General features: G+C 64.2%; 20 protein-coding genes. 11 read left to right on the plus strand and 9 right to left on the minus strand.

The genetic code is table 11. The features are described from left to right. Window positions 1-90 precede the first annotated feature (90 nt). A complete protein-coding gene (locus LDZ26_RS15175; RefSeq protein WP_244849977.1) occupies window positions 91-861 on the plus strand; it encodes a CDP-diacylglycerol diphosphatase in 771 nt (256 codons plus the stop codon). Between the two features lie 28 nt (window positions 862-889). Here the strand turns inward: LDZ26_RS15175 and LDZ26_RS15180 are convergent, their stop codons facing one another. Then, window positions 890-1,309 (minus strand): secondary thiamine-phosphate synthase enzyme YjbQ, encoded by a 420-nt coding sequence (locus tag LDZ26_RS15180; RefSeq protein ID WP_244849978.1) that lies wholly within the window; start codon window positions 1,307-1,309, stop codon window positions 890-892. 101 nt (window positions 1,310-1,410) lie between these two features. On the opposite strand from LDZ26_RS15180, the gene LDZ26_RS15185 reads away from it, so the two are divergent. From LDZ26_RS15185 to LDZ26_RS15195, 3 genes are read left to right on the plus strand one after another with little or no spacing between them, the layout of a single operon-like run. Next, window positions 1,411-1,941 (plus strand): BON domain-containing protein, encoded by a 531-nt coding sequence (locus LDZ26_RS15185; protein ID WP_244849979.1) that lies wholly within the window; start codon window positions 1,411-1,413, stop codon window positions 1,939-1,941. Continuing rightward, a complete protein-coding gene (locus tag LDZ26_RS15190) occupies window positions 1,938-3,317 on the plus strand; it encodes a nodulation protein NfeD (RefSeq protein ID WP_244849980.1) in 1,380 nt (459 codons plus the stop codon). Before LDZ26_RS15185 ends, LDZ26_RS15190 begins: the two co-directional genes overlap by 4 nt. Before the next feature lie 14 nt (window positions 3,318-3,331). Next, on the plus strand, window positions 3,332-4,102 hold the full coding sequence (locus LDZ26_RS15195; RefSeq protein ID WP_244849981.1) for a slipin family protein: 771 nt from the start codon (window positions 3,332-3,334) through the stop codon (window positions 4,100-4,102). Here the strand turns inward: LDZ26_RS15195 and LDZ26_RS15200 are convergent. Continuing rightward, window positions 4,099-4,635: a carboxymuconolactone decarboxylase family protein gene (locus tag LDZ26_RS15200; protein ID WP_244849982.1), complete on the minus strand. Its 537-nt coding sequence runs from the start codon at window positions 4,633-4,635 to the stop codon at window positions 4,099-4,101. The genes LDZ26_RS15195 and LDZ26_RS15200 overlap by 4 nt on opposite strands. Window positions 4,636-4,749: 114 nt before the next feature. After that, window positions 4,750-6,078, minus strand: a complete 1,329-nt coding sequence (locus LDZ26_RS15205) for an aspartate aminotransferase family protein (RefSeq protein WP_244849983.1) — start codon at window positions 6,076-6,078, stop codon at window positions 4,750-4,752. A 151-nt stretch (window positions 6,079-6,229) separates the two neighbouring features. Here LDZ26_RS15205 and LDZ26_RS15210 point away from each other — a divergent pair, with 151 nt between their 5' ends. Next, window positions 6,230-7,636: a PLP-dependent aminotransferase family protein gene (locus LDZ26_RS15210; RefSeq protein ID WP_244849984.1), complete on the plus strand. Its 1,407-nt coding sequence runs from the start codon at window positions 6,230-6,232 to the stop codon at window positions 7,634-7,636. A gap of 3 nt (window positions 7,637-7,639) precedes the next feature. Here LDZ26_RS15210 and LDZ26_RS15215 read toward each other — a convergent pair whose 3' ends face one another. The 4 genes from LDZ26_RS15215 to LDZ26_RS15230 all read right to left on the minus strand — a co-directional run bounded on the left by LDZ26_RS15215 (window position 7,640) and on the right by LDZ26_RS15230 (window position 9,928). Beyond that, complete coding sequence (locus tag LDZ26_RS15215; RefSeq protein WP_244849985.1) at window positions 7,640-7,948, minus strand: hypothetical protein; 309 nt, start codon at window positions 7,946-7,948, stop codon at window positions 7,640-7,642. A gap of 199 nt (window positions 7,949-8,147) precedes the next feature. Beyond that, window positions 8,148-8,927, minus strand: a complete 780-nt coding sequence (locus LDZ26_RS15220; protein ID WP_244849986.1) for an ABC transporter substrate-binding protein — start codon at window positions 8,925-8,927, stop codon at window positions 8,148-8,150. Window positions 8,928-9,067: 140 nt separating this feature from the next. After that, complete coding sequence (locus LDZ26_RS15225) at window positions 9,068-9,472, minus strand: Hsp20/alpha crystallin family protein (protein ID WP_244849987.1); 405 nt, start codon at window positions 9,470-9,472, stop codon at window positions 9,068-9,070. A gap of 21 nt (window positions 9,473-9,493) precedes the next feature. Further along, window positions 9,494-9,928, minus strand: coding sequence for an Hsp20/alpha crystallin family protein (locus LDZ26_RS15230; protein ID WP_244849988.1), 435 nt, complete (start codon window positions 9,926-9,928; stop codon window positions 9,494-9,496). Between the two features lie 275 nt (window positions 9,929-10,203). On the opposite strand from LDZ26_RS15230, the gene LDZ26_RS15235 reads away from it, so the two are divergent. The 3 genes from LDZ26_RS15235 to LDZ26_RS15245 are packed head-to-tail and all read left to right on the plus strand — an operon-like array spanning window position 10,204 to window position 12,822. Beyond that, window positions 10,204-11,187, plus strand: a complete 984-nt coding sequence (locus LDZ26_RS15235) for a 2-dehydropantoate 2-reductase (protein WP_244849989.1) — start codon at window positions 10,204-10,206, stop codon at window positions 11,185-11,187. Between the two features lie 40 nt (window positions 11,188-11,227). Then, window positions 11,228-11,593, plus strand: a complete 366-nt coding sequence (locus tag LDZ26_RS15240) for a nucleotide pyrophosphohydrolase (RefSeq protein WP_244849990.1) — start codon at window positions 11,228-11,230, stop codon at window positions 11,591-11,593. 56 nt (window positions 11,594-11,649) lie between these two features. Beyond that, the gene (locus LDZ26_RS15245; protein WP_244849991.1) at window positions 11,650-12,822 is read left to right on the plus strand and encodes an acyl-CoA dehydrogenase family protein; all 1,173 of its coding nucleotides are present in this window, start codon (window positions 11,650-11,652) and stop codon (window positions 12,820-12,822) included. A gap of 33 nt (window positions 12,823-12,855) precedes the next feature. On the opposite strand, the gene LDZ26_RS15250 is transcribed toward LDZ26_RS15245, so the two are convergent. Then, the gene (locus LDZ26_RS15250) at window positions 12,856-13,080 is read right to left on the minus strand and encodes a DUF4148 domain-containing protein (protein ID WP_244849992.1); all 225 of its coding nucleotides are present in this window, start codon (window positions 13,078-13,080) and stop codon (window positions 12,856-12,858) included. A 375-nt stretch (window positions 13,081-13,455) separates the two neighbouring features. On the opposite strand from LDZ26_RS15250, the gene LDZ26_RS15255 reads away from it, so the two are divergent. After that, window positions 13,456-13,695 carry a hypothetical protein gene (locus tag LDZ26_RS15255; RefSeq protein WP_244849993.1) on the plus strand — a complete coding sequence of 80 codons (240 nt, stop codon included), beginning with the start codon at window positions 13,456-13,458 and terminating at the stop codon, window positions 13,693-13,695. 108 nt (window positions 13,696-13,803) lie between these two features. Here LDZ26_RS15255 and LDZ26_RS15260 read toward each other — a convergent pair whose 3' ends face one another. Next, complete coding sequence (locus LDZ26_RS15260) at window positions 13,804-14,013, minus strand: DUF1059 domain-containing protein (protein ID WP_244849994.1); 210 nt, start codon at window positions 14,011-14,013, stop codon at window positions 13,804-13,806. A 101-nt stretch (window positions 14,014-14,114) separates the two neighbouring features. Between LDZ26_RS15260 and LDZ26_RS15265 the strand changes: the two genes are divergently transcribed. Together LDZ26_RS15265 and LDZ26_RS15270 are read left to right on the plus strand one after the other, a co-directional pair. Then, complete coding sequence (locus tag LDZ26_RS15265; protein ID WP_244849995.1) at window positions 14,115-14,549, plus strand: DUF3293 domain-containing protein; 435 nt, start codon at window positions 14,115-14,117, stop codon at window positions 14,547-14,549. 1,160 nt (window positions 14,550-15,709) lie between these two features. Then, complete coding sequence (locus LDZ26_RS15270; protein WP_244849996.1) at window positions 15,710-17,770, plus strand: ShlB/FhaC/HecB family hemolysin secretion/activation protein; 2,061 nt, start codon at window positions 15,710-15,712, stop codon at window positions 17,768-17,770. Window positions 17,771-18,412 lie beyond the last annotated feature (642 nt).

Below are 18,412 nucleotides of genomic sequence, written 5' to 3' on the forward strand. Positions count from 1 at the left end.
GCGGTCGGCACGCGCGAGGCGGCCGCAGCGAAGTCATGCGCCTGAAAGCATAATCCGGCACGCTAGGGTCTCCGTCCCGGATCATTGCCGATGCACATCCTCACGAAGTGTCTCCTCGCCAGCGCCGCCGTCATGCTGGGCCTCGCGTGCTCGCCCGCGCGCGCGGGCAATCCCGATGCGCTCTGGCAGATCGTCCATGACCGCTGCGTCCCCGCCGCCGACGGCGCGCGCATCGAGCAGCCGTGCGCCGAGGTGAACGTCGCAGGCGGCTATGCGGTGCTCAAGGACATCGTCGGCGTCGCGCAATATCTGCTGATTCCGACCGCGCGCGTGAGCGGCATCGAAAGTCCGGCGCTACTGCAATCGGACACGCCGAACTACTGGCGCGATGCATGGAACGCGCGCCATTACGTCGACGACGCGCTGCGCCGCCGCTTGCCGCGCGACGAGATGTCCCTCGCGGTCAACTCGGCGAGCGGACGCACGCAGAACCAGTTGCATATCCATATCGACTGCCTCGCGGATGACGTGGTGCAGGCGCTGCGCGAAGCGGGGCCGCGCATCGGCACGCATTGGACGCCGCTGCCCGTGCGCCTTCGCGGACACAGGTATCGCGCGCTGCGCATCGACGACGCGGACTTGTCGCGCACCGATCCGTTCAGGCTGCTCGCCGCCACAGTCGCGCAGGAAGGCGGTTCCATGGGCGATCAAACGTTGCTGCTCGTGGGCGCCGAGCGCAGCGACGGCGCGCCCGCGTTCTTTCTGCTCAACGATCACGTCGGTCCGGGCAATCTCGCGTCGTCGGAAGAATTGCAGGATCACACCTGCGCGCTGGCCGGACGGACCATCATCAAACCGTGACCGCGCCGGATCTCTCTGAAGCCCGCCATCACTCGCCGATCAGATGCAATACGAGTTCGCGGTGATGCGGCGCCGCGCGATGCTCGAACACATAGATGCCCTGCCACGTGCCGAGCACCATGCGGCCGGCTTCGACGGGAATCGAAAGCTGCACGGTGGTAAGCGCGGTGCGCAGATGCGCGGGCATGTCGTCGGGGCCTTCGGCGTCGTGGATATAGCGGCCGGGCGCTTCCGGCGCGACCGATTCGAAATACCGTTCGAGGTCCGCGCGCACGTCCGGGTCGGCGTTTTCCTGAATCAGCAGCGACGCCGACGTATGACGGCAGAACACCGTCAGCAGACCTGTGCGGATATCCTGCAAGTCGATCCAGCGGTCGACGTCGCGCGTGACTTCGTGCAGGCCGCGCGAGCCGGTGGCGAGCGTCAGATGGTGAAGTGCCTGTTTCATGTCGTTTTGAATCCGAGGGAAAGTGCGGGTTCCAGTGTAACGGCTGGTTCGCGCGATGATGGTCTATGCTTGGCGCGTGCCGTTCACACGATCGGACGATCATGCGCAAACCGAAGACCACCGCGCTGCTCGGCGTATTGCTGGCATTGCACGCGCTAGCCCTCCATGCCGACGGCACGCTCGCCAATCGCGGCAACGACCCGTTCCTGCACGTATCCAACGCCATCGCGGATTGCCCCGCGCCGCGCGGCCCGTTCGAAACGGAAGCCGAATGGCTCGCTGAAGCGCACTATCGCATCGAGCGCGGCAACAGTTGCTGGATCGCGGGCCGCTGCCGTCTGCCGAACAGTTACGACTACGACCGCGAGATCGCCGAAAGCGTCACGCGCCGTCTGAACGCGCTGAATGCATCGCTTCAATGGCGCGACAAGACGAGTCTCTGGCTCACGCTGCAGCGCCGCTTCGTCTACGTGGACGGCTGCGTGTCGCCGGACTTCGACCGCGCGCGGTTCGTGGCGGGCTTGAGCGAGACGGCGGACGTCGAGAAGATCATCGACCGCATGACGGTTCTATCGCCTAAGCTGAAAGCGAGACCCTGCGCGACGCCGGACTCGGCCGGCGATTGCCGATGATGAGAACGATACCCGCTGACCGGCTCCTGCCGTTCGTCCGACGCCTCTTGCTGCTGCTGGCGTTCGCCGTGTTCCCGCTTCGCGCGGAAGCTGCCGCGCCCGTCGTCGTCATTCCGCTGACCGGCGCGGTCGGCCCGGCGAGCGCGGATTTCGTCGTGCGGTCGCTCGCCCGCGCCGCAGACGAACGCGCGCAACTCGCCGTCCTCCGGATCGACACGCCCGGCGGCCTCGATCTCTCGATGCGCGCCATCATTCAGGCGATCCTCGCTTCGCCGGTGCCGGTGGTCGCGTACATCGCGCCGGGCGGCGCGCGGGCCGCAAGCGCGGGCACGTATATCGTGTACGCCGCGCCTATCGCCGCGATGGCGCCCGGCACGAATCTCGGCGCGGCCACGCCGATCCAGCTCGGCGCCGGTGGAGCGGAGCGCGCGGCGTCGGGCGCGTCGGGTGCGGCGGAAGGGGCATCGACCGAAACGCGCAAGCAGGTTCACGACGCCGCCGCGTATATCCGCGGCCTCGCGCAACTGCGCGGGCGCAACGCGCAGTGGGCCGAACGCGCGGTGCGCGAGGCCGTCGCGCTCTCGGCCAACGAGGCGCTCGCGCAGAAGGTGATCGACGTCACCGCGACCGACATCCCCGACCTGCTCGCCAAACTCGACGGCCGCCGCGTGCGCACGGCGCAGGGCGAGCGCGTGCTGGCGACGCGCGAGGCGAGCGTCGTCGCGTTCCAGCCCGACTGGCGCAACCGCTTTCTCGCGGCGATCACGGACCCGAGCGTCGCGCTCATACTGATGATGATCGGCATGTACGGCCTCTTCTTCGAGTTCGCGAATCCCGGCTACGTGCTGCCGGGCGTCGCGGGCGCCATTTGCCTGCTCGTCGGCCTGTTCGCGCCGCAATTGCTGCCGGTGAGCTACGTGGGCCTCGGCTTGCTGATGCTCGGCATCGGCTGTCTCGTCGCGGAGGCGTTCTTGCCGACGTTCGGCACGCTGGGCATCGGCGGTATCGTCGCGTTCGCCATCGGGGCGCTGATGCTCGTCGATACTGACGCGCCCGGCTTTGGCGTTCCGCCCGGGCTCGTCGTGGCGCTCGCGCTGATTTCGGCAGTCTTCGTGTTCGCGGTGTCGGGGCTCGCGTTGAAGGCGCGCAGGCGGCCCGTCGTCAGCGGCGGCGAGGCCATGCTCGGCAGCATCGGCGTGATGCTGGAGGGCGGCGAAGCTGTCGGCTGGGCGCGCGTGCAGGGCGAACGCTGGCGCGTGCAGCCGGCATCGCCCGCTGCGTTGCCGGGGCAGGGCGCGCGCGTGCGCGTGACCGCGCGCGACGGACTCACGCTGACCGTCGAGCCGTTCGACGAGTCACATCACCATGCAGCTTGAACGAGGCTAAAAACATGGGGCTGACTTTCGGTTTCGGCGGCATCATCCTCGCGCTCATTATTTTTCTGCTCGCGTCGGCGGTGCGCATTTTTCGCGAGTACGAGCGCGGCGTCGTGTTCATGCTCGGGCGCTTCTGGAAGGTGAAAGGGCCGGGGCTCGTGCTCATCATTCCGGTCGTGCAGCAGGTCGTGCGCATGGACCTGCGCACGGTCGTCTTCGACGTGCCGCCGCAGGACGTCATCACGCGCGACAACGTCTCGGTCAAGGTGAACGCGGTCGTCTACTTTCGCGTGGTCGATCCGGAGAAGGCCGTGATTCAGGTCGCGCGCTATTTCGACGCGACGAGCCAGCTCTCGCAGACGACGCTGCGCGCGATTCTCGGCAAGCACGAACTGGATGAATTGCTGTCCGAACGCGAGCGCCTGAACAGCGACATCCAGCGCGTGCTCGACGCGCAGACGGACGTGTGGGGCATCAAGGTGTCGAACGTCGAGATCAAGGACGTCGATATCAACGAGACGATGATTCGCGCGATCGCTCGTCAGGCCGAAGCTGAGCGCGAGCGTCGCGCGAAGATCATTCATGCGGAAGGCGAATTGCAGGCATCGGAGAAGCTGTTGCAGGCCGCGCAGATGCTCGCCCAGGCGCCGCAGGCAATGCAACTGCGCTATCTGCAAACGCTGACGACGATCGCGGGCGACAAGAATTCGACGATCGTGTTTCCGGTCCCGGTCGATCTTGTCAGCGCTGTGGTCGACCGGTTCACGAAGTCCTCCAACCCTTAGACGAGCGCGGGAAAGTCGAGCGTCGTGTCGTTCACGCGGTTGACGAGGTTCGTGAAGTTGATGACGCTCATCGCGAACAGCGCGTCGATGACTTGCGCCTCGCTATAGCCTGCTTCGCGCACATCGGCGAGCACGCGGGCGTCCACCGTGCCGCGCGAATCCGCCACTTGCCGCACGAAGCGCACGAGGGCATCGCGCTTCGCATTGCCGGTCGCGTCGCCCGCGCGGATCTGCTGCGTTTCGGCTTGCGTGAGCCCGACCATCTTGCCGACGACCGTATGCGCAGCGGCACAGTAGTCGCAACCCGCCAGTTCGCTGACGGCGAGCTTGATGGCTTCGGCATCGGCCTTGTCGAGACTACTCTTCGCGAGCACGGCATCGTTCGATAGCGCCGCGCCGAGCGCCGCCGGGCTATGCGTGCCGATGGTGGCATACGCGTTCGGCACGCGGCCCGCAGCCTTCTTGATGGCGGTGAAGAGTTCCGCGGTCTTGCCGGTGGCTTCGTTGACGTTGACTTGGGAAAGACGTGACATGGTGTGCTCCGGTTCGTTGGTGAGCCATCTGAATGGCGTGAGTCAACTGTAGGCCGGAGCAGCGCCGCCGTGAATGCGCGCGCGTCTCAACGAAACGCGCGATCGTCTCATCTTCTATTGCACCGTCTCGAGCACTTCTCTCACCGTCGTGAAGATACGGTCGATCTGGTCGTCTTCGATGATGAGCGGCGGCGAGAACGCGAGCGTATCGCCGGTATAGCGCACGAGCACGCCTGCCTCGAAGCACTTGACGAACGCTTCGTAGGCCCGCGCGCCCGGCGCGCCGTCGCGCGGTTCGAGTTCGATGCCCGCGACGAGCCCGAGATTGCGAATGTCCTTCACGTGCGGCGCGTCGCGCAGGGCATGCGCCGCGCTTTCGAACGCCGGAGACTTGGATGCCGCGCGGTCGAACAGCTTGTCGCGCACGTAGAGGTCGAGCGTCGCGATGGCCGCAGCCGTCGCGGCCGGATGCGCCGAGTACGTGTAGCCGTGAAAGAGTTCGATGGCGTTGGCCGCGCCTGCGTCGATGATCGTGTCGTGCACCTGGCGCTGCGCCGCGACCGCGCCCATCGGAATGGACGCGTTGTTGATTGCCTTGGCCATGGTGATGAGGTCCGGCGTCACGCCGAAGAACTCGCTGGCCGTCGCCTTGCCGAGACGCCCGAAGCCGGTGATGACCTCATCGAAAATCAGCAGAATGCCGTGCTTCGTGCAGATCTCGCGCAGCTTCTGCAAGTAGCCTTGCGGCGGAATCAGCACGCCGGTGGAGCCCGCTACCGGTTCGACGATGACCGCCGCGATCGTCGATGCATCGTGCAGTGCGACGATGCGTTCGAGCTCGTCCGCGAGATGCGCGCCCCACGCCGGCTGGCCTTTCGAGAACGCGTTGTGCGCGAGATCGTGCGTATGCGGCAGATGATCGACCGAGGGCAGCAGCGCGCCCGAGAACGTCTTGCGGTTCGGCGCGATGCCGCCCACCGAAATGCCGCCGAAGCCCACGCCGTGATAGCCGCGCTCGCGCCCGATCAGCCGCGTGCGCTGGCCTTCGCCGCGCGCGCGATGGTAGGCGATGGCGATCTTGAGCGCCGTGTCGACCGACTCCGAGCCCGAATTCGTGAAGAAGATCCGGTCGAGGCCGTCGGGCATCAGTCCGGCCACTTTCGTCGCGGCTTCGAACGCGAGCGGGTGAGCCATCTGGAATGTCGGCGCGAAATCCAGCGTGCCGAGCGCCTTCTGCACGGCCTCGACGATTTCCTCGCGGCAATGACCGGCGTTCACGCACCACAGCCCCGCGCAGGCGTCGAGCACTTCGCGGCCGTCGGTCGACCGGTAGTACATGCCTTTGGCGCTTTCCAGAAGCCGCGGCGCGGCCTTGAACTGGCGATTCGCGGTGAAGGGCATCCAGAAAGACGACAGGTCGTCGATGACGGGGCGGGCGTTCATGGCTAGGTCTCTCCTCGAAAGAACGGTCACTGTATGTCGACGCAATTTTGCGCGGCATAGACAGTTGCTTCACCGCGCTGCCAACTGTGCTGGCAAAATGGGGCGAACTGTGCTGGCAGACCTTGGCTGATTACCTTGGCTGATTGAACCGATGATCGAACTCAACCTGGAACGCGGCTCGCGGCAGGCGCCGACGCTCGTCGAGCAACTCGTGCGCGCGTTTTCATCCGCCATCGAGTCGGACACGTTGCGCGCGGGCGCGCTGTTGCCTTCGGTGCGGCGTCTTGCCGAAAGCGAGCGCCTGAGCACGTTCACCGTGACCGAAGCGTACGGCAGGCTAGTGTCGATGGGCCTCGTGACCGCGCGGCGCGGCTCGGGGTATCGCGTGGCCGTGCGCGGGCCGCGCGCGCGGGCGCGCTCGGTCGAGTGGCAACCGCCGAGCCTCACGGCGACGTGGCTGCTTTCCGATGTCTTCGCGGACCATTCGGTGCCGATCAAATCCGGCTGCGGCTGGCTGCCGAACGAATGGGTCAACGAAAGCGGGCTGCACCACGCGCTGCGCGCGGTGAGCCGCGTGCCGGCGGCGCGCATCGCGGATTACGGGCATCCATACGGCTTCGCGCCGCTGCGCGAGCGCATTGCCGAGCAACTGGACCGTTACGGCTTGCCGGTCGATGCCGCATCCAACGTGCTGTTGACGAGCGGCGCGACGCAGGCGCTCGACCTGATCGTGCGCACGTTGTTGCGTCCCGGCGATGCCGTAGTCGTCGAAGATCCCGGCTACTGCAATCTGCTGCAGATTCTCAGGCTTGCCGGCCTGAACGTGCATGGCGTGCCGCGCACCGTCGCGGGTATCGACACCGACGTGTTCGAGCGCATCGTGACGGAGCATCGTCCGAAGGCCGTCTTTCTCAACACGACGCTGCAGAACCCGACCGGCGCGACATTCAGCATGGCGTCGGCGTTTCGCTTAATGCAGATCGCCGAGCGGCATGGCCTGTGGGTCGTCGAAGACGACGTGAACCGCGAGCTGGCGCCGCCCGGCGCGCCGTTGCTCGCGGCGCTGGAAGGATTGAGCCGCGTCGTGTATGTCGGCGGCTTTGCGAAGACGATCACGCCGTCGCTGCGCTGCGGCTATGTCGTCGCCGAACGCGACGTGCTGCGCGAACTGGCGCGCACGAAGATGGCGGTGGGCCTGACGTCGTCGGAGGCGACGGAGCGCATCGTCGAGAAGGTGCTGACCGAAGGGCGCTATGCGCGGCATGTCGAATTCGTGATCGACAAGCTGAAGGACGCGCATGCGATCGTCGAGCAGCGCATGGATGCGCTCGGCGCCACGTTGTTCCGCCGTCCGCGTGCGGGACTTTTCGTGTGGGCTGAGTTGCCGATCGACCCATCGCATGCGAGCGATGTCGCGACGCGCGCGCTCGAGCACGGCATCTGGCTCGCGCCGGGTTCGTATTTCCGGCCCGGGGATGCACCGAGCGCGTGCTTTCGCTTCAACGTGCCGTATTCGCTCGACGACGCGCTGTGGACTTTTCTCGGCAAGTCGCTTTAGCGGCTACAGCGCGGCGCGCGGACTCGCGCTCAGACGATGCAGATGCGTGCGCGGCCGCGCTGCGCTCTTGCGACCACGCGACGCCGCGAGGTGCGCCTGCAAGCGCTCGCACACGTCTTTTCTGCGCACCGGATTGAGCGGATCGCACAGACGAATGGTGAGCGTGGCGGCGCGTGCGTGCAGCGGCACCAGCGTGTCGGGCTCCGGCGCTTCCCAGAGCACGACGGTATGCGTGCCGTCCGACACTTGCACGATCTGAAAGCGCGCGAGATCAACCTTGCCGAGCTCGTGAGGTTCGATCGAATGATGCATGATGCCCCCGGAAACAGTCTCTCTGTGCGTTGCCGGGCATGCAAACACTATGCCGATGCTTCGACCACGCAGCTTCCCCGCATGCCGGCGGGCGACGTGTAATTTTCAGCATGACGTGCGTGAAAAAAAGCCATCGGCGCGCCAACGCATGTGTTGGCGCGAGGCCTACAGTGCGCTCGCGCCGACTGCTTTCTTATGCTTATTCGCCGTAGATATCGAAGTCGAAGTACTTCTGCTCGATACGCTTGTATGTGCCGTCCTTGATCATCGCAGCGATTGCGCCGTCGAGCTTCTCTTTCAGATCGGTATCTTCCTTGCGAAGGCCGATCGCGGTGCCGGGACCGAAGATCGCGCTGTCTTCCAGAGCCGGGCCGGCGAACGCGAACGGCTTGCCGCGCGGCGTGTCGAGAAAGCCGCGTTCGGCCTGCACCGCGTTTTGCAGCGATGCGTCGAGACGGCCGGCGAGCAGGTCGGCATAGACCTGATCCTGATCCGCATACGATACGACCGTCACGCCTTTGGCGCCCCAATGCGCCTTCGCGTAGCTCTCCTGCATGGAGCCTTGTTCGACGCCGACCGATTTGCCCGCAAGCGATTCCGCCGTCGGCTGAATCTTCGAGTCGCGCTTCGCGACGAGCCTCGTAGGCACATGAAAGAGCTTGCTGGAGAATGCGATCTGCTTGACGCGCGCCGGCGTCATCGACATGGTGGACAGGACGCCGTCGAATTTGCGCGCCTTGAGGCCGGGAATCATGCCGTCGAAGGCGTTTTCGACCCATACACACTTTGCGTCGAGACGGCGGCACAGTTCGTTGCCGACATCGATATCGAAGCCGACGAGCTGGCCGTCGGGCGCTTTCGATTCGAAGGGCGGATAACTGGCATCGACGCCGAACCGGATAGTGGACCAGTCTTTCGCATGCGCGCCGATGGACACGGCCAGCATGGAACTCAACAACACCTTCAACAGCGTCTTCACGTTCGTCTCTTCCTAGCGATAAGTTTGAATAGTTCTCGGACTGCCGCGGAAGATTATAGAGGCGTTAAGCATGCGCTAAAAAAATGGCCGCGAATTCGCGGCCATTCGGTTGAAGCATTGCGTTGCTGCTGAAGCTTCTCTTAGCTCGCGCGCACTTCGATACGACGCGGACGCGCTTCTTCACGGCGCGGAATCGTGAGCTTGAGCACGCCGTTCGTCAGATTCGCGTCGATCTTCGTGGTGTCGAAGTCGTCGCTGACGGTGAAGGCGCGAGCGAAACGTGGCGCGCGCACTTCGGCGTGATGCACGCGCAAGCCGGCTTGCGCGGCGACCACCGCTTCGGCTTCGATATAAAGCCGCGCGTCATGCACTTTCACGTCCAGCTTTTCGCGCGGCACGCCGGGCAAGTCGGCCCAAAGCGTGATGCCGTGGCTATCTTCGACGATATCGACCGCGGGCGTGATGCTCGCGCGGCGCACGTTGTCTTCGTTCTTGCGCGTCACGTCGCCTTCGTTGCGCTGCGTCAGTTGAGTGGTGTCGTTCATCGTGAGCTCCCGAATGCTGGATTACTGAATGGTGATGGCGCGGGGCTTGGACGCTTCGCGCTTGCCGACCGTGATGGACAGCGTGCCGTTCTCATAGCGCGCCTGCACCTTGTCGGTGTCGGCGTTCTGCGGCAGTTCGATCACGCGGCGGAAGCTGCCGGTGAAGCGCTCTTTCGCATAGGTGCGCGCGCCTTCGGTCAGCGTTTCGGCCTTGCGCTCGCCGCTGATCGTGAGCGTGCCTTTGTCCACGGTCACATCGAGCGATGCGGGATCCACGCCCGGCGCGAACGCGACGATTTCGACGGCCTCGTCCGTGCTGCCGATATTCAATTGCGGGAAGACATCCGCGCGGCTGGTCCGGATGCTCGACGGCAGGTTGCCGAACAGCGTCGACATTTGCCGCTGCATGCGATCCAGTTCCGCGAACACGTCGCCGCCAAAGTAGAAGTCACTCATGATTCAGTCTCCGAAAATGCGGCCGCATCCAGGCCGGCACAGTGCGTTGATCCTTGTGGGCAGGGCGTTCGAGCGTCGCTGCCCTCGGATCGAAAAATAGGTGCGGGAAGGCTCTTTTCAATAAGCCGGACTGCATTTTCAAGCGCATTTTTTATTCGTCCGGCGACTCTTGAAATGCGTTTTGCGACTCATAGATTGGACCGTTTGAGCGTCAGCCGCTGATGAATTCAATCCGCTCTTACAATGAGCGACCAACCAGTGGCGGGGACGACAAGATGAAGGTATGCATTTACGGCGCGGGCGCAATCGGCGGATGGATGGGCGTGCGGCTCGCGCAGGCAGGCTGCGATGTCAGCGTGGTCGCGCGCGGCCCGACGCTGAATGCGCTCACCACGCGCGGCCTGCAACTCGTCGAGAAGGACGCGACGCATACGGCGCAGGTCCGCGCGAGCGGCGCGCCCGAAGCACTGGGGGAACAAGACCTCGTGGTGGTCGCCGTCAAAGCGCCGGCAATGGAATCCGTGGCTGCGCACATCGCGCCGTTACTCGGCGCGCGGACCACGGTGCTCACCGCCATGAACGGCGTGCCGTGGTGGTTTTGCGAGGGCTTAGGCGATGCGTTCGCCGGCAAGCGACTCTCCTCCGTCGACCCGCATGGCACCATCGCCGCCGCGATACCGAGCGCGCAGACGGTCGGCTGCGTCGTTCACGCGAGTTGCTTCGTAGAAGCGCCGGGCGTCATCCGGCATCATCAGGGCAACGGGCTGATTCTGGGCGAGGCGGCTGGCAAGCCGAGCGCGCGCGTCGATTCGCTCGTATCGCTTTTTGCGCGGGCGGGCTTCGACGCATCCGCTTCGCCGCACATTCAGCGCGACGTGTGGTTCAAGCTGTGGGGCAACATGACGATGAACCCGATCAGCGCCATCACCGGCGCGACCACGGACCGCATTCTCGGCGACGATCTCGTGCGCGGCTTCGTCACGCGCATCATGCTGGAGGCGAAGGAAATCGGCGCGCGCTTCGGCATTCCCATCGAGCAGGAGCCGGCGGACCGGCATGCCGTCACGGCGAAACTGGGCGCGATGAAGACGTCGATGCTGCAGGACGTCGAAGCGCGCAAGGCCGTCGAACTGGATGCGCTCGTCGCGTCGGTGCGCGAACTCGGCGCGATGACCGGCGTGCCGACGCCATTCACCGACGCGCTGCTCGGCCTCGCGCGCCTGCATGCGCGCACGCTGGGCCTTTATCCGGCGCAATGAGCGATGAGTAATGAGCAATGAGCAATGAGTCGAGGACGTGATGAAAGAATCCCCGAGTGAACTCGTCGCCATGCGCGACATGCTGCGCGAGTTCGTGCGCGAGCGCGACTGGCGCCGCTTTCATGCGCCGAAGAATCTTGCGGTGGCGCTAAGCGTAGAGGCGAGCGAGCTGCTGGAGCCGTTCACGTGGCTTCAGACGGGCGACAAGGCCGAACTCGACGACGCGAAGCTGCGCGCCATTCGTCATGAGATGGCCGACGTGCTCGCTTATCTCGTGATGCTTGCCGACGCGCTCGATGTGGATCTGCATCAGGCGTTGCTGGAGAAGATGGCGCTCAATCGCGCGAAGTATCCGGCGCACAAGGTCCGCGGCGACGCGCGCAAATACAGCGAATACGATGAATGACGAACAGGGCGCGCGCGGTTTAAGCTCGCCTGATCCACTAACGACCGAGGATGCCGATGGATTTTTCGCTTTCGCCGGAGTTGACCGAATTGCAGGCGCGGGTGCGCGCGTTCATCGCCGATGAAATCGTGCCGATGGAGCGCGATCCGCGCTGCACGCCGCACGGGCCGAACGAAGAGCTACGCGCCGAACTGATCGCGAAGGGCCGCAAGGCGGGCTTGCTGTCGAGCCACATTTCACCGGAGTTCGGCGGGCTCGGGCTCGGTCATGTCGCGAAGGCGATTCTGTTCGAGGAAGCGGGCTATTCGCCGCTCGGCCCCGTCGCGCTGAATATCGCGGCACCCGACGAGGGCAACATGCATCTGCTCGAAGCCATCGCGACGTCCGAGCAGAAGGAACGCTGGCTGCGTCCGCTCGCGGCGGGTGAGATCCGCTCGTGCTTCTGCATGACCGAGCCGTCGCCCGGCGCGGGCGCGGACCCGGCGATGCTCCAGACCACCGCCACGCGCGACGGCGACGAGTACGTGATTCACGGCCGCAAGTGGTTCATCACGGGCGCCGAGGGCGCGGCAGTCGCGATCATCATGGCGAAGTTCGCGGACGGCCCGGCCACGATGTTTCTCGCGGACATGTCGAGTCCCGGCATCGTCATCGAACGGGCGATGGATTCGCTCGACACATGTTTTCCCGGCGGCCACGGCGTCGTGCGTTTCGACGGTCTGCGCGTGCCGGCGTCGAACGTGCTGGGCGAACCCGGCGAAGGCTTTCGTTATGCGCAGGTGCGTTTGTCGCCCGCGCGTCTCACGCACTGCATGCGGTGGCTCGGTGCAGCCCGCCGCGCGCATGACGTCGCGAGCGGCTACGCGCGGCAGCGTCAGGCGTTCGGCAAGGCGTTAGGCGAGCACGAAGGCGTCGGCTTCATGCTGGCGGACAACGAGATGGACCTGCACGTCACGCGCCTGGCCATCTGGCATTGCGCGTGGGTGCTCGATCAGGGCGTGCTCGGCAAGCACGAGTCGAGCATCGCGAAGGTCGTGTCGTCGGAGGCGTTGTGGCGCGTCGTCGATCGTTGCGTGCAGGTGCTGGGCGGGCAGGGCGTCACGCACGAGACGGTCGTCGCGCGCATCTTCGCGGACATGCGCGCGTTCCGAATCTACGACGGCCCCTCGGAAGTGCATCGCTGGAGTATCGCGCGGCGCATCTTGCGCGGCCCGAAGCGGGCTGCATGAGCCGGCTGCATGAGCGCGGTTACGCGCGCCGCTTCAGTGCGTCGTGGGCGGCGCGTCGGCTCGTCGCTGCGCCGCGATGCGGCCGGCGCGCATGGCATTGTCCGGATAATTGATCCAGTCGTTCGGATCGTAGCCGGCAGCGATCCACGCGTGCAGTTCGTAACGCACTTGCGCGCGTGTCTTGGGCGCGGAAGGATCGTCGGCGAGCGGCTGCGCGAATGCAGACGCCGCCCAGCACGCAGCGAGCGCGCCGAGCATGATTCGGGAAGTAGCGTTCCTGAGTCCCTCTTACGCCGCTGATGACGGCTTACTCATTCTAGGACACAACGCCGAATGTCACCGGCGCGCGCTTGAGCGTGACAGTCCGATGACTTCTGCAACGATGATCGCTTCCATTCGCCTTTCGTCGACGAGGCGTCGTCTCGCGAGCGCACGATCGGGGAAAGCCCGTGTTGCAATGCAACATGTGATTGAGTATGCTGTCTTAAGCGGGTGCTCAAGCCCTCGTTAGAGTAACAGTGCCCTGAACGATTTCCGCGTACGGGCAACGCAAAGAGAAGCGCCCGACATCAAGGGCGTTCGTCTAGGCAAGGCAGCAAGCCTTACGGACGTCAACTTGAAGGAGCCGCATGTATGGATCTGATCGGATCGTCGAAGCCCACGCTGCATATCTTCCACCAGGAAGGCGGGTGGCATTGGGGCATCACCGTAGAGCGCGCGGCAGGCGGCGGCATGAAGGTGGTCGCCTATAGCGACGAAGGCTTCGATTCCGAGGACGAAGCCCGCGAGGACGGCGAACAGGTGCTGCGCTCGGAAGACTGGCGTTCGCGTCAACGATTCAGCCGCAGCGAGCGGCGCACCGGCTGCCCGTAAAGTAGCGGCGCGTCGCTGCTTTCCGCGTCTTCTCCTATCCAAACGACAAAGCCCTACCGCCTAGCGCGCTAAGAAACGCTAGCTGGCGGAAATCAATTGCGTGACGTCCTATGCGGACGGCCTTTCGAGCGGCGGCGTGCCCTCGTGAAAGAACTTCCTCAGTTCCTTTCTCAACTCCGGCGAATCTTCGTGCTGATGCATGCTCACCGCATGTTGCACGGCGGCTTGCATCAATTCTCCTTCGGAGTCGGCCGCCAGTGCGATCGTGCAGTTGCTGTCGCTCGAGCACTCGCGGCAATCGATGTACATGCGTGTCATGGCGTCCTCCCGGCATGAAGGCGCTGCTTTCAGTATAGGCGGTCGTCCACGCTGCGATGGCGATTTGCGCGCGCCTGCGCAGTCGGGTAACGTCGATGCTCATGAACGCTCCATCGCTTCCCGACGCAACTCTCGCAGCGTACCGCGCCGCCATCTACCGGATACACGGCGAGCCGCCCATCGATATGATGATCGGCGCGAAGAACGCAGCCGTCGCCGCGCTGCTGGCCGGTCACGGCGTTGCGAGCGCGGTATTCGTGACCGCGTTCAATCCGTTCGGCTGCGAACTGAGCGCCGAAGAGAACGCCGCGCGGCAGCAGACACTCGAAGCGCACATTGCGCAAGCAGGCTGGATGGCGCTTTCCGGCGAAGGCATGGATCCGAACAACCTATGGCGCGCCGAACCGAGTCTGTTCGTGCTCGGCGCGACTGAACTGGACGCCGACGACTTCATGCTGGCGTTTGAACAGAACGCCGTCGTGGTCGTGAAGAGCGATGGGCTAGCGCAATTGCGGGTGCATCCGCGATATATGTAACCGAATAGAGCGCTCCCATGCCGTTCGACTTGGCGCAGGGAAGGACGTCGCGCATCGTGCGGCGTTCGCCGTTCGGGCGGGACATCAACGGCCTAATGTCCGTGCTCTCGCCAATCTCGCTGGTTGATGCGGCGCGGGTCGCTCGCCCTTGACGCGATGTCCGCGACGATGCATAAGCGCAGTGTTGCTGCCTAGGGATGGCAGGGCTTCCGGTTGAATACCCAGACGGGACCAAGAGACGGATTTGCACTGAAACGACGGCTCGTCGCTCGGCTGTGCGTCGCTCAATGCCGACTGGGATGCATTCGCCGGGCGAGGCGTGATCCTCAACGGGCCGCGCTGGCGAAGGTCGTGATCGGCGGAGTCGCACACTAACTCGCGGGGGCACATGCCGCTATGTGGACGCGGTAGGCATGCGTTCCATCGGCACCACCACGCGGGCCAGGGAAACAACCGACAGCCGCGGCTCGCTTGAGGCATCTGCAACAGCGATTCCGGCATGCGCACGCGGCGGCAGAGTCCGTGGCTGCGCAGCTATGCGAGAATGAATGCGCGTGCACTGCGACGTGAGGAATCGTACGGACTGCGAATAATATCGTTGTCGCGATGGCGAGCGATGGGACCGGCGTGCTGGTCACCACAGACAATAATTCTGCGGCACGACGATTCAAAGCGCGCTAACCGGCACGTCGGCCTGATGGTGGGGCTCGTCGGAATCGCGGGCCGAGCACGAACCGCGTTTTGGCTCGCTGTGGCGAGCGTGTGAAGCGAGCCGGCACATCTGCGTACTCGCCAACGTCGCGCGAATCAAACGCATATGACGGCATGCCGCTCATATCCATTGCGTTGGCCGCCTGTACCTTCGTTTATGTCGGTCGCGCGCGGATTGTCGAAGGCGGGCATCGCGACCGCATTCGGCTTCGCGAGCGCGCAGTTGCACCAACGCAGCATCATCCGTTGCTTTCACGCAACTAAGCACGGGTTGCAGCTACAAATCCTACGTCTAAGCCTGCGAAAGATCTCACGTGATCGAACGGCAGCAGCGTGAACGAATTCGGATTACTCCCATATTCCCCAATGCTGATCGCGGAAACACTCACGGCCTGTTTGCGGGTTGCCCTTAGCGCCTCCCGCACCGTGAAAAAGCGAAGCATCGAATAATGAATAACGGGATTTACAAGCTGGTCTTCAGCCGCGTGCGGCACATGATGGTAGCGGTTGCTGATTTCGCCACGGGGCAGGGCGCGCAAGGCGGTAGCGCGACGCAACGCGGGTCGGTCGCATCGTCTCTGAGCATCGGTTCGAGCCTTCCCATGCGTGCCGTGGCATTCGCCGCGATGCTGCTGCTGGGTACGGCTATGTCTGTATCGCAGGCGCAGATCGTCGCAGCGCCCGGGTCGGCTGCGCAGGTGATCCAGACGCAGAATGGGCTGCAACAAGTCAACATCGCCAAGCCGTCTGCTGCCGGCGTTTCCCTTAACAATTATTCACAATTCGATATCCCGTCGAAGGGCGCGATTCTGAACAACTCGCCAACCCTCGTGCAGACGCAGCAGGCGGGTTATATCAATGGCAACCCCAATCTCTCGTCGGGGCAGTCGGCGGGGATCATCGTCAACCAGGTGCTGAGCAATTCGCCGTCGCAACTGAACGGCTATCTGGAAGTGGCCGGGCAGCGCGCGGAAGTCGTGGTTGCCAATCCGAATGGCCTGGTGGTGAACGGCGGCGGTTTCATTAACACATCGCGCGCGATTCTGACGACCGGTACGCCGAACTTCGGCGCGAATGGCAGTCTCGCGGGCTTCAACGTCACCGGCGGCAATATCACCGTGCAGGGCGCTGGGCTGAATGCGACGAACGTCGATCAGGTCGACTTGCTGTCCCGTGCGATTCAGGTGAACGCCGCGATTTATGCCAACAACGTGAACGTGGTCGCCGGGTCCAATCAGGTCGATCACAGCACGCTGGCGGCGACGCCCATCGCGGGCAATGGACCCGCGCCATCCGTTGCAATCGACGTCAGCGCGCTGGGCGGCATGTATGCCAACCGCATCTATCTGGTATCGAACGAGTATGGCGTCGGCGTTTCGAACAAGGGCGTGCTGGCCGCGCAAGCGGGCGATCTGACGCTGCAATCCAACGGTCAGCTCGTGCTCGCAGGAACGACGAACGCGAGCGGCTCCATCAATGCGAGCGCCGCGCAGGGCATTCAGAACAGCGGGACGACCTACGCGCAACAGAACGTCGTCGCATCGACTGCCGGCACGCTGACCAACAGCGGCGTCGTGGCAGCGCTCAATAACACGACCATCAACGCCGGCAGCGTCGCCTCGACGGGCACGCTCGGCGCGGGGGTGAACAGCAACGGTGCGGTCGGCAACACGAACACGTACTATCAGCAGATCGCGGGCGTGAACCAGACCTTCGTGTCGAGCGGCAACGCGCAGACGGCGGGGTTCAAGTTCGCGCGCGTGCTGCATCGCGGCCAGAACGATGTTTTCGGCGGCTACGCTCAGTTGTCCAAGCGCTTCGGCGCAAGTTTCATCGACGACACGGAGATCGTGCTACAGCACCGCAACAACACGTTCTTCGAAACGGGGCTGACCGACCGCCATTACTTCGGCGGAGCGCAGTTCGACGGCTCACTCGCGTATCGGCAAGGCATTAACGAGTTCGGCGCAACAGGGGATCCCTCGCAGCCGGCAGATGCCAACATCGCGCCGACGCCCGCAACGAAGCCGTCGGGTCCGACCTACCTTTTCCACATGGCCATGATCGATGCGAACCTGTCAGTGCCGTTCGCAATCGCATCTCAACCGCTCCGATACGTGACGACGTTCCACGGTCAATACACGAACGACACGTTGTTCTACATCGACGACCTGACCATCGGCAGCCGCTACACCGTTCGCGGCTTCGACGGCGAGCAAATGCTGGCGGGCGAAAAGGGCTTCTATTGGCGCAACGAGCTACAAGCGCCGATCGGCAAGACCGGGCAGACGCTATACGCGGGGATCGACTACGGCCACGTCTTCGGACCGAATACGGCCTTTCTCGCAGGAACGCAACTCGTCGGCGCGGTAATCGGTATTCGCGGCGGCGTGCCGTCGAAGTACGCCGGTTTCAGCTACGACTTGTTCGCCGGCACGCCGCTCTACAAGCCGGCCACGTTGGATACGTCACGCGTGACGCTTGGCTCTCAGATGACCGCGCAATTCTGAGGCTACAAAGATGCGTCATCCCTGCCGCCGACGTTGAACGGTCAATGGCGGCGCCCGCAAAGGGCGCCACCGACGGGCCGCTGTCCGACCCGACCCATAATCGGCCGCTGCCTTTGTCGTGCCCATGGGCAAATCAAGCGACGAAACCATAAGCGCCAAGCCCGCACCGCATGAGACGCCTGTTCGGGATTGGAAGGTGCGTCGAGTGCCACCGTTCCAATGGCTCTTGCGTCGTAGCCCGCAAGCGGCGCCGCACCTTGCAGGGCGGCGCGCGCTCGGCCAGCGGCGCCCGAGCACTGCCACCGCATCGAGCGATTCCTGAGCGCCACCGCCACCGAACGCTTCCAAGCCGCCGTCCAAATCGAATTTACATGAATGACTGCACTCGTGAATGCCTCGCTACCGAAGCTTCACCCGCGCGCGGCGGAACGACTAAGAAGCGCAAGCCGCAAGAATATCGAGGGAATTTGAGCGAACAGAAAGCCGCACCCGAGCGCTTGATAGCATTCACGAAAGCTCGTTTTGAAGGCGATGTACGGTATGAAGAATACCGACTTCTCATTGACCGACAGAAACGAGACCGGTAACCCAACAGAGGTCGGCCTTCGCCATCACCTCCGCGACAGCGCCGGCGCGTATTTA

It is taken from the genome of Caballeronia sp. SL2Y3 (assembly GCF_022879575.1).
In the GTDB taxonomy this organism is placed as follows: Bacteria; Pseudomonadota; Gammaproteobacteria; order Burkholderiales; family Burkholderiaceae; genus Caballeronia.

What these genes read in the sequence shown, in the direction of transcription:
- LDZ26_RS15175 (WP_244849977.1), top strand. Translation starts at nt 91, where the DNA reads ATGCACATCCTCACGAAGTGTCTCCTCGCCAGCGCCGCCGTCATGCTG.
- LDZ26_RS15180 (WP_244849978.1), bottom strand. Translation starts at nt 1,309, where the DNA reads ATGAAACAGGCACTTCACCATCTGACGCTCGCCACCGGCTCGCGCGGC.
- LDZ26_RS15185 (WP_244849979.1), top strand. Translation starts at nt 1,411, where the DNA reads ATGCGCAAACCGAAGACCACCGCGCTGCTCGGCGTATTGCTGGCATTG.
- LDZ26_RS15190 (WP_244849980.1), top strand. Translation starts at nt 1,938, where the DNA reads ATGATGAGAACGATACCCGCTGACCGGCTCCTGCCGTTCGTCCGACGC.
- LDZ26_RS15195 (WP_244849981.1), top strand. Translation starts at nt 3,332, where the DNA reads ATGGGGCTGACTTTCGGTTTCGGCGGCATCATCCTCGCGCTCATTATT.
- LDZ26_RS15200 (WP_244849982.1), bottom strand. Translation starts at nt 4,635, where the DNA reads ATGTCACGTCTTTCCCAAGTCAACGTCAACGAAGCCACCGGCAAGACC.
- LDZ26_RS15205 (WP_244849983.1), bottom strand. Translation starts at nt 6,078, where the DNA reads ATGAACGCCCGCCCCGTCATCGACGACCTGTCGTCTTTCTGGATGCCC.
- LDZ26_RS15210 (WP_244849984.1), top strand. Translation starts at nt 6,230, where the DNA reads ATGATCGAACTCAACCTGGAACGCGGCTCGCGGCAGGCGCCGACGCTC.
- LDZ26_RS15215 (WP_244849985.1), bottom strand. Translation starts at nt 7,948, where the DNA reads ATGCATCATTCGATCGAACCTCACGAGCTCGGCAAGGTTGATCTCGCG.
- LDZ26_RS15225 (WP_244849987.1), bottom strand. Translation starts at nt 9,472, where the DNA reads ATGAACGACACCACTCAACTGACGCAGCGCAACGAAGGCGACGTGACG.
- LDZ26_RS15230 (WP_244849988.1), bottom strand. Translation starts at nt 9,928, where the DNA reads ATGAGTGACTTCTACTTTGGCGGCGACGTGTTCGCGGAACTGGATCGC.
- LDZ26_RS15235 (WP_244849989.1), top strand. Translation starts at nt 10,204, where the DNA reads ATGAAGGTATGCATTTACGGCGCGGGCGCAATCGGCGGATGGATGGGC.
- LDZ26_RS15240 (WP_244849990.1), top strand. Translation starts at nt 11,228, where the DNA reads ATGAAAGAATCCCCGAGTGAACTCGTCGCCATGCGCGACATGCTGCGC.
- LDZ26_RS15245 (WP_244849991.1), top strand. Translation starts at nt 11,650, where the DNA reads ATGGATTTTTCGCTTTCGCCGGAGTTGACCGAATTGCAGGCGCGGGTG.
- LDZ26_RS15250 (WP_244849992.1), bottom strand. Translation starts at nt 13,080, where the DNA reads ATGCTCGGCGCGCTCGCTGCGTGCTGGGCGGCGTCTGCATTCGCGCAG.
- LDZ26_RS15255 (WP_244849993.1), top strand. Translation starts at nt 13,456, where the DNA reads ATGGATCTGATCGGATCGTCGAAGCCCACGCTGCATATCTTCCACCAG.
- LDZ26_RS15260 (WP_244849994.1), bottom strand. Translation starts at nt 14,013, where the DNA reads ATGACACGCATGTACATCGATTGCCGCGAGTGCTCGAGCGACAGCAAC.
- LDZ26_RS15265 (WP_244849995.1), top strand. Translation starts at nt 14,115, where the DNA reads ATGAACGCTCCATCGCTTCCCGACGCAACTCTCGCAGCGTACCGCGCC.
- LDZ26_RS15270 (WP_244849996.1), top strand. Translation starts at nt 15,710, where the DNA reads ATGAATAACGGGATTTACAAGCTGGTCTTCAGCCGCGTGCGGCACATG.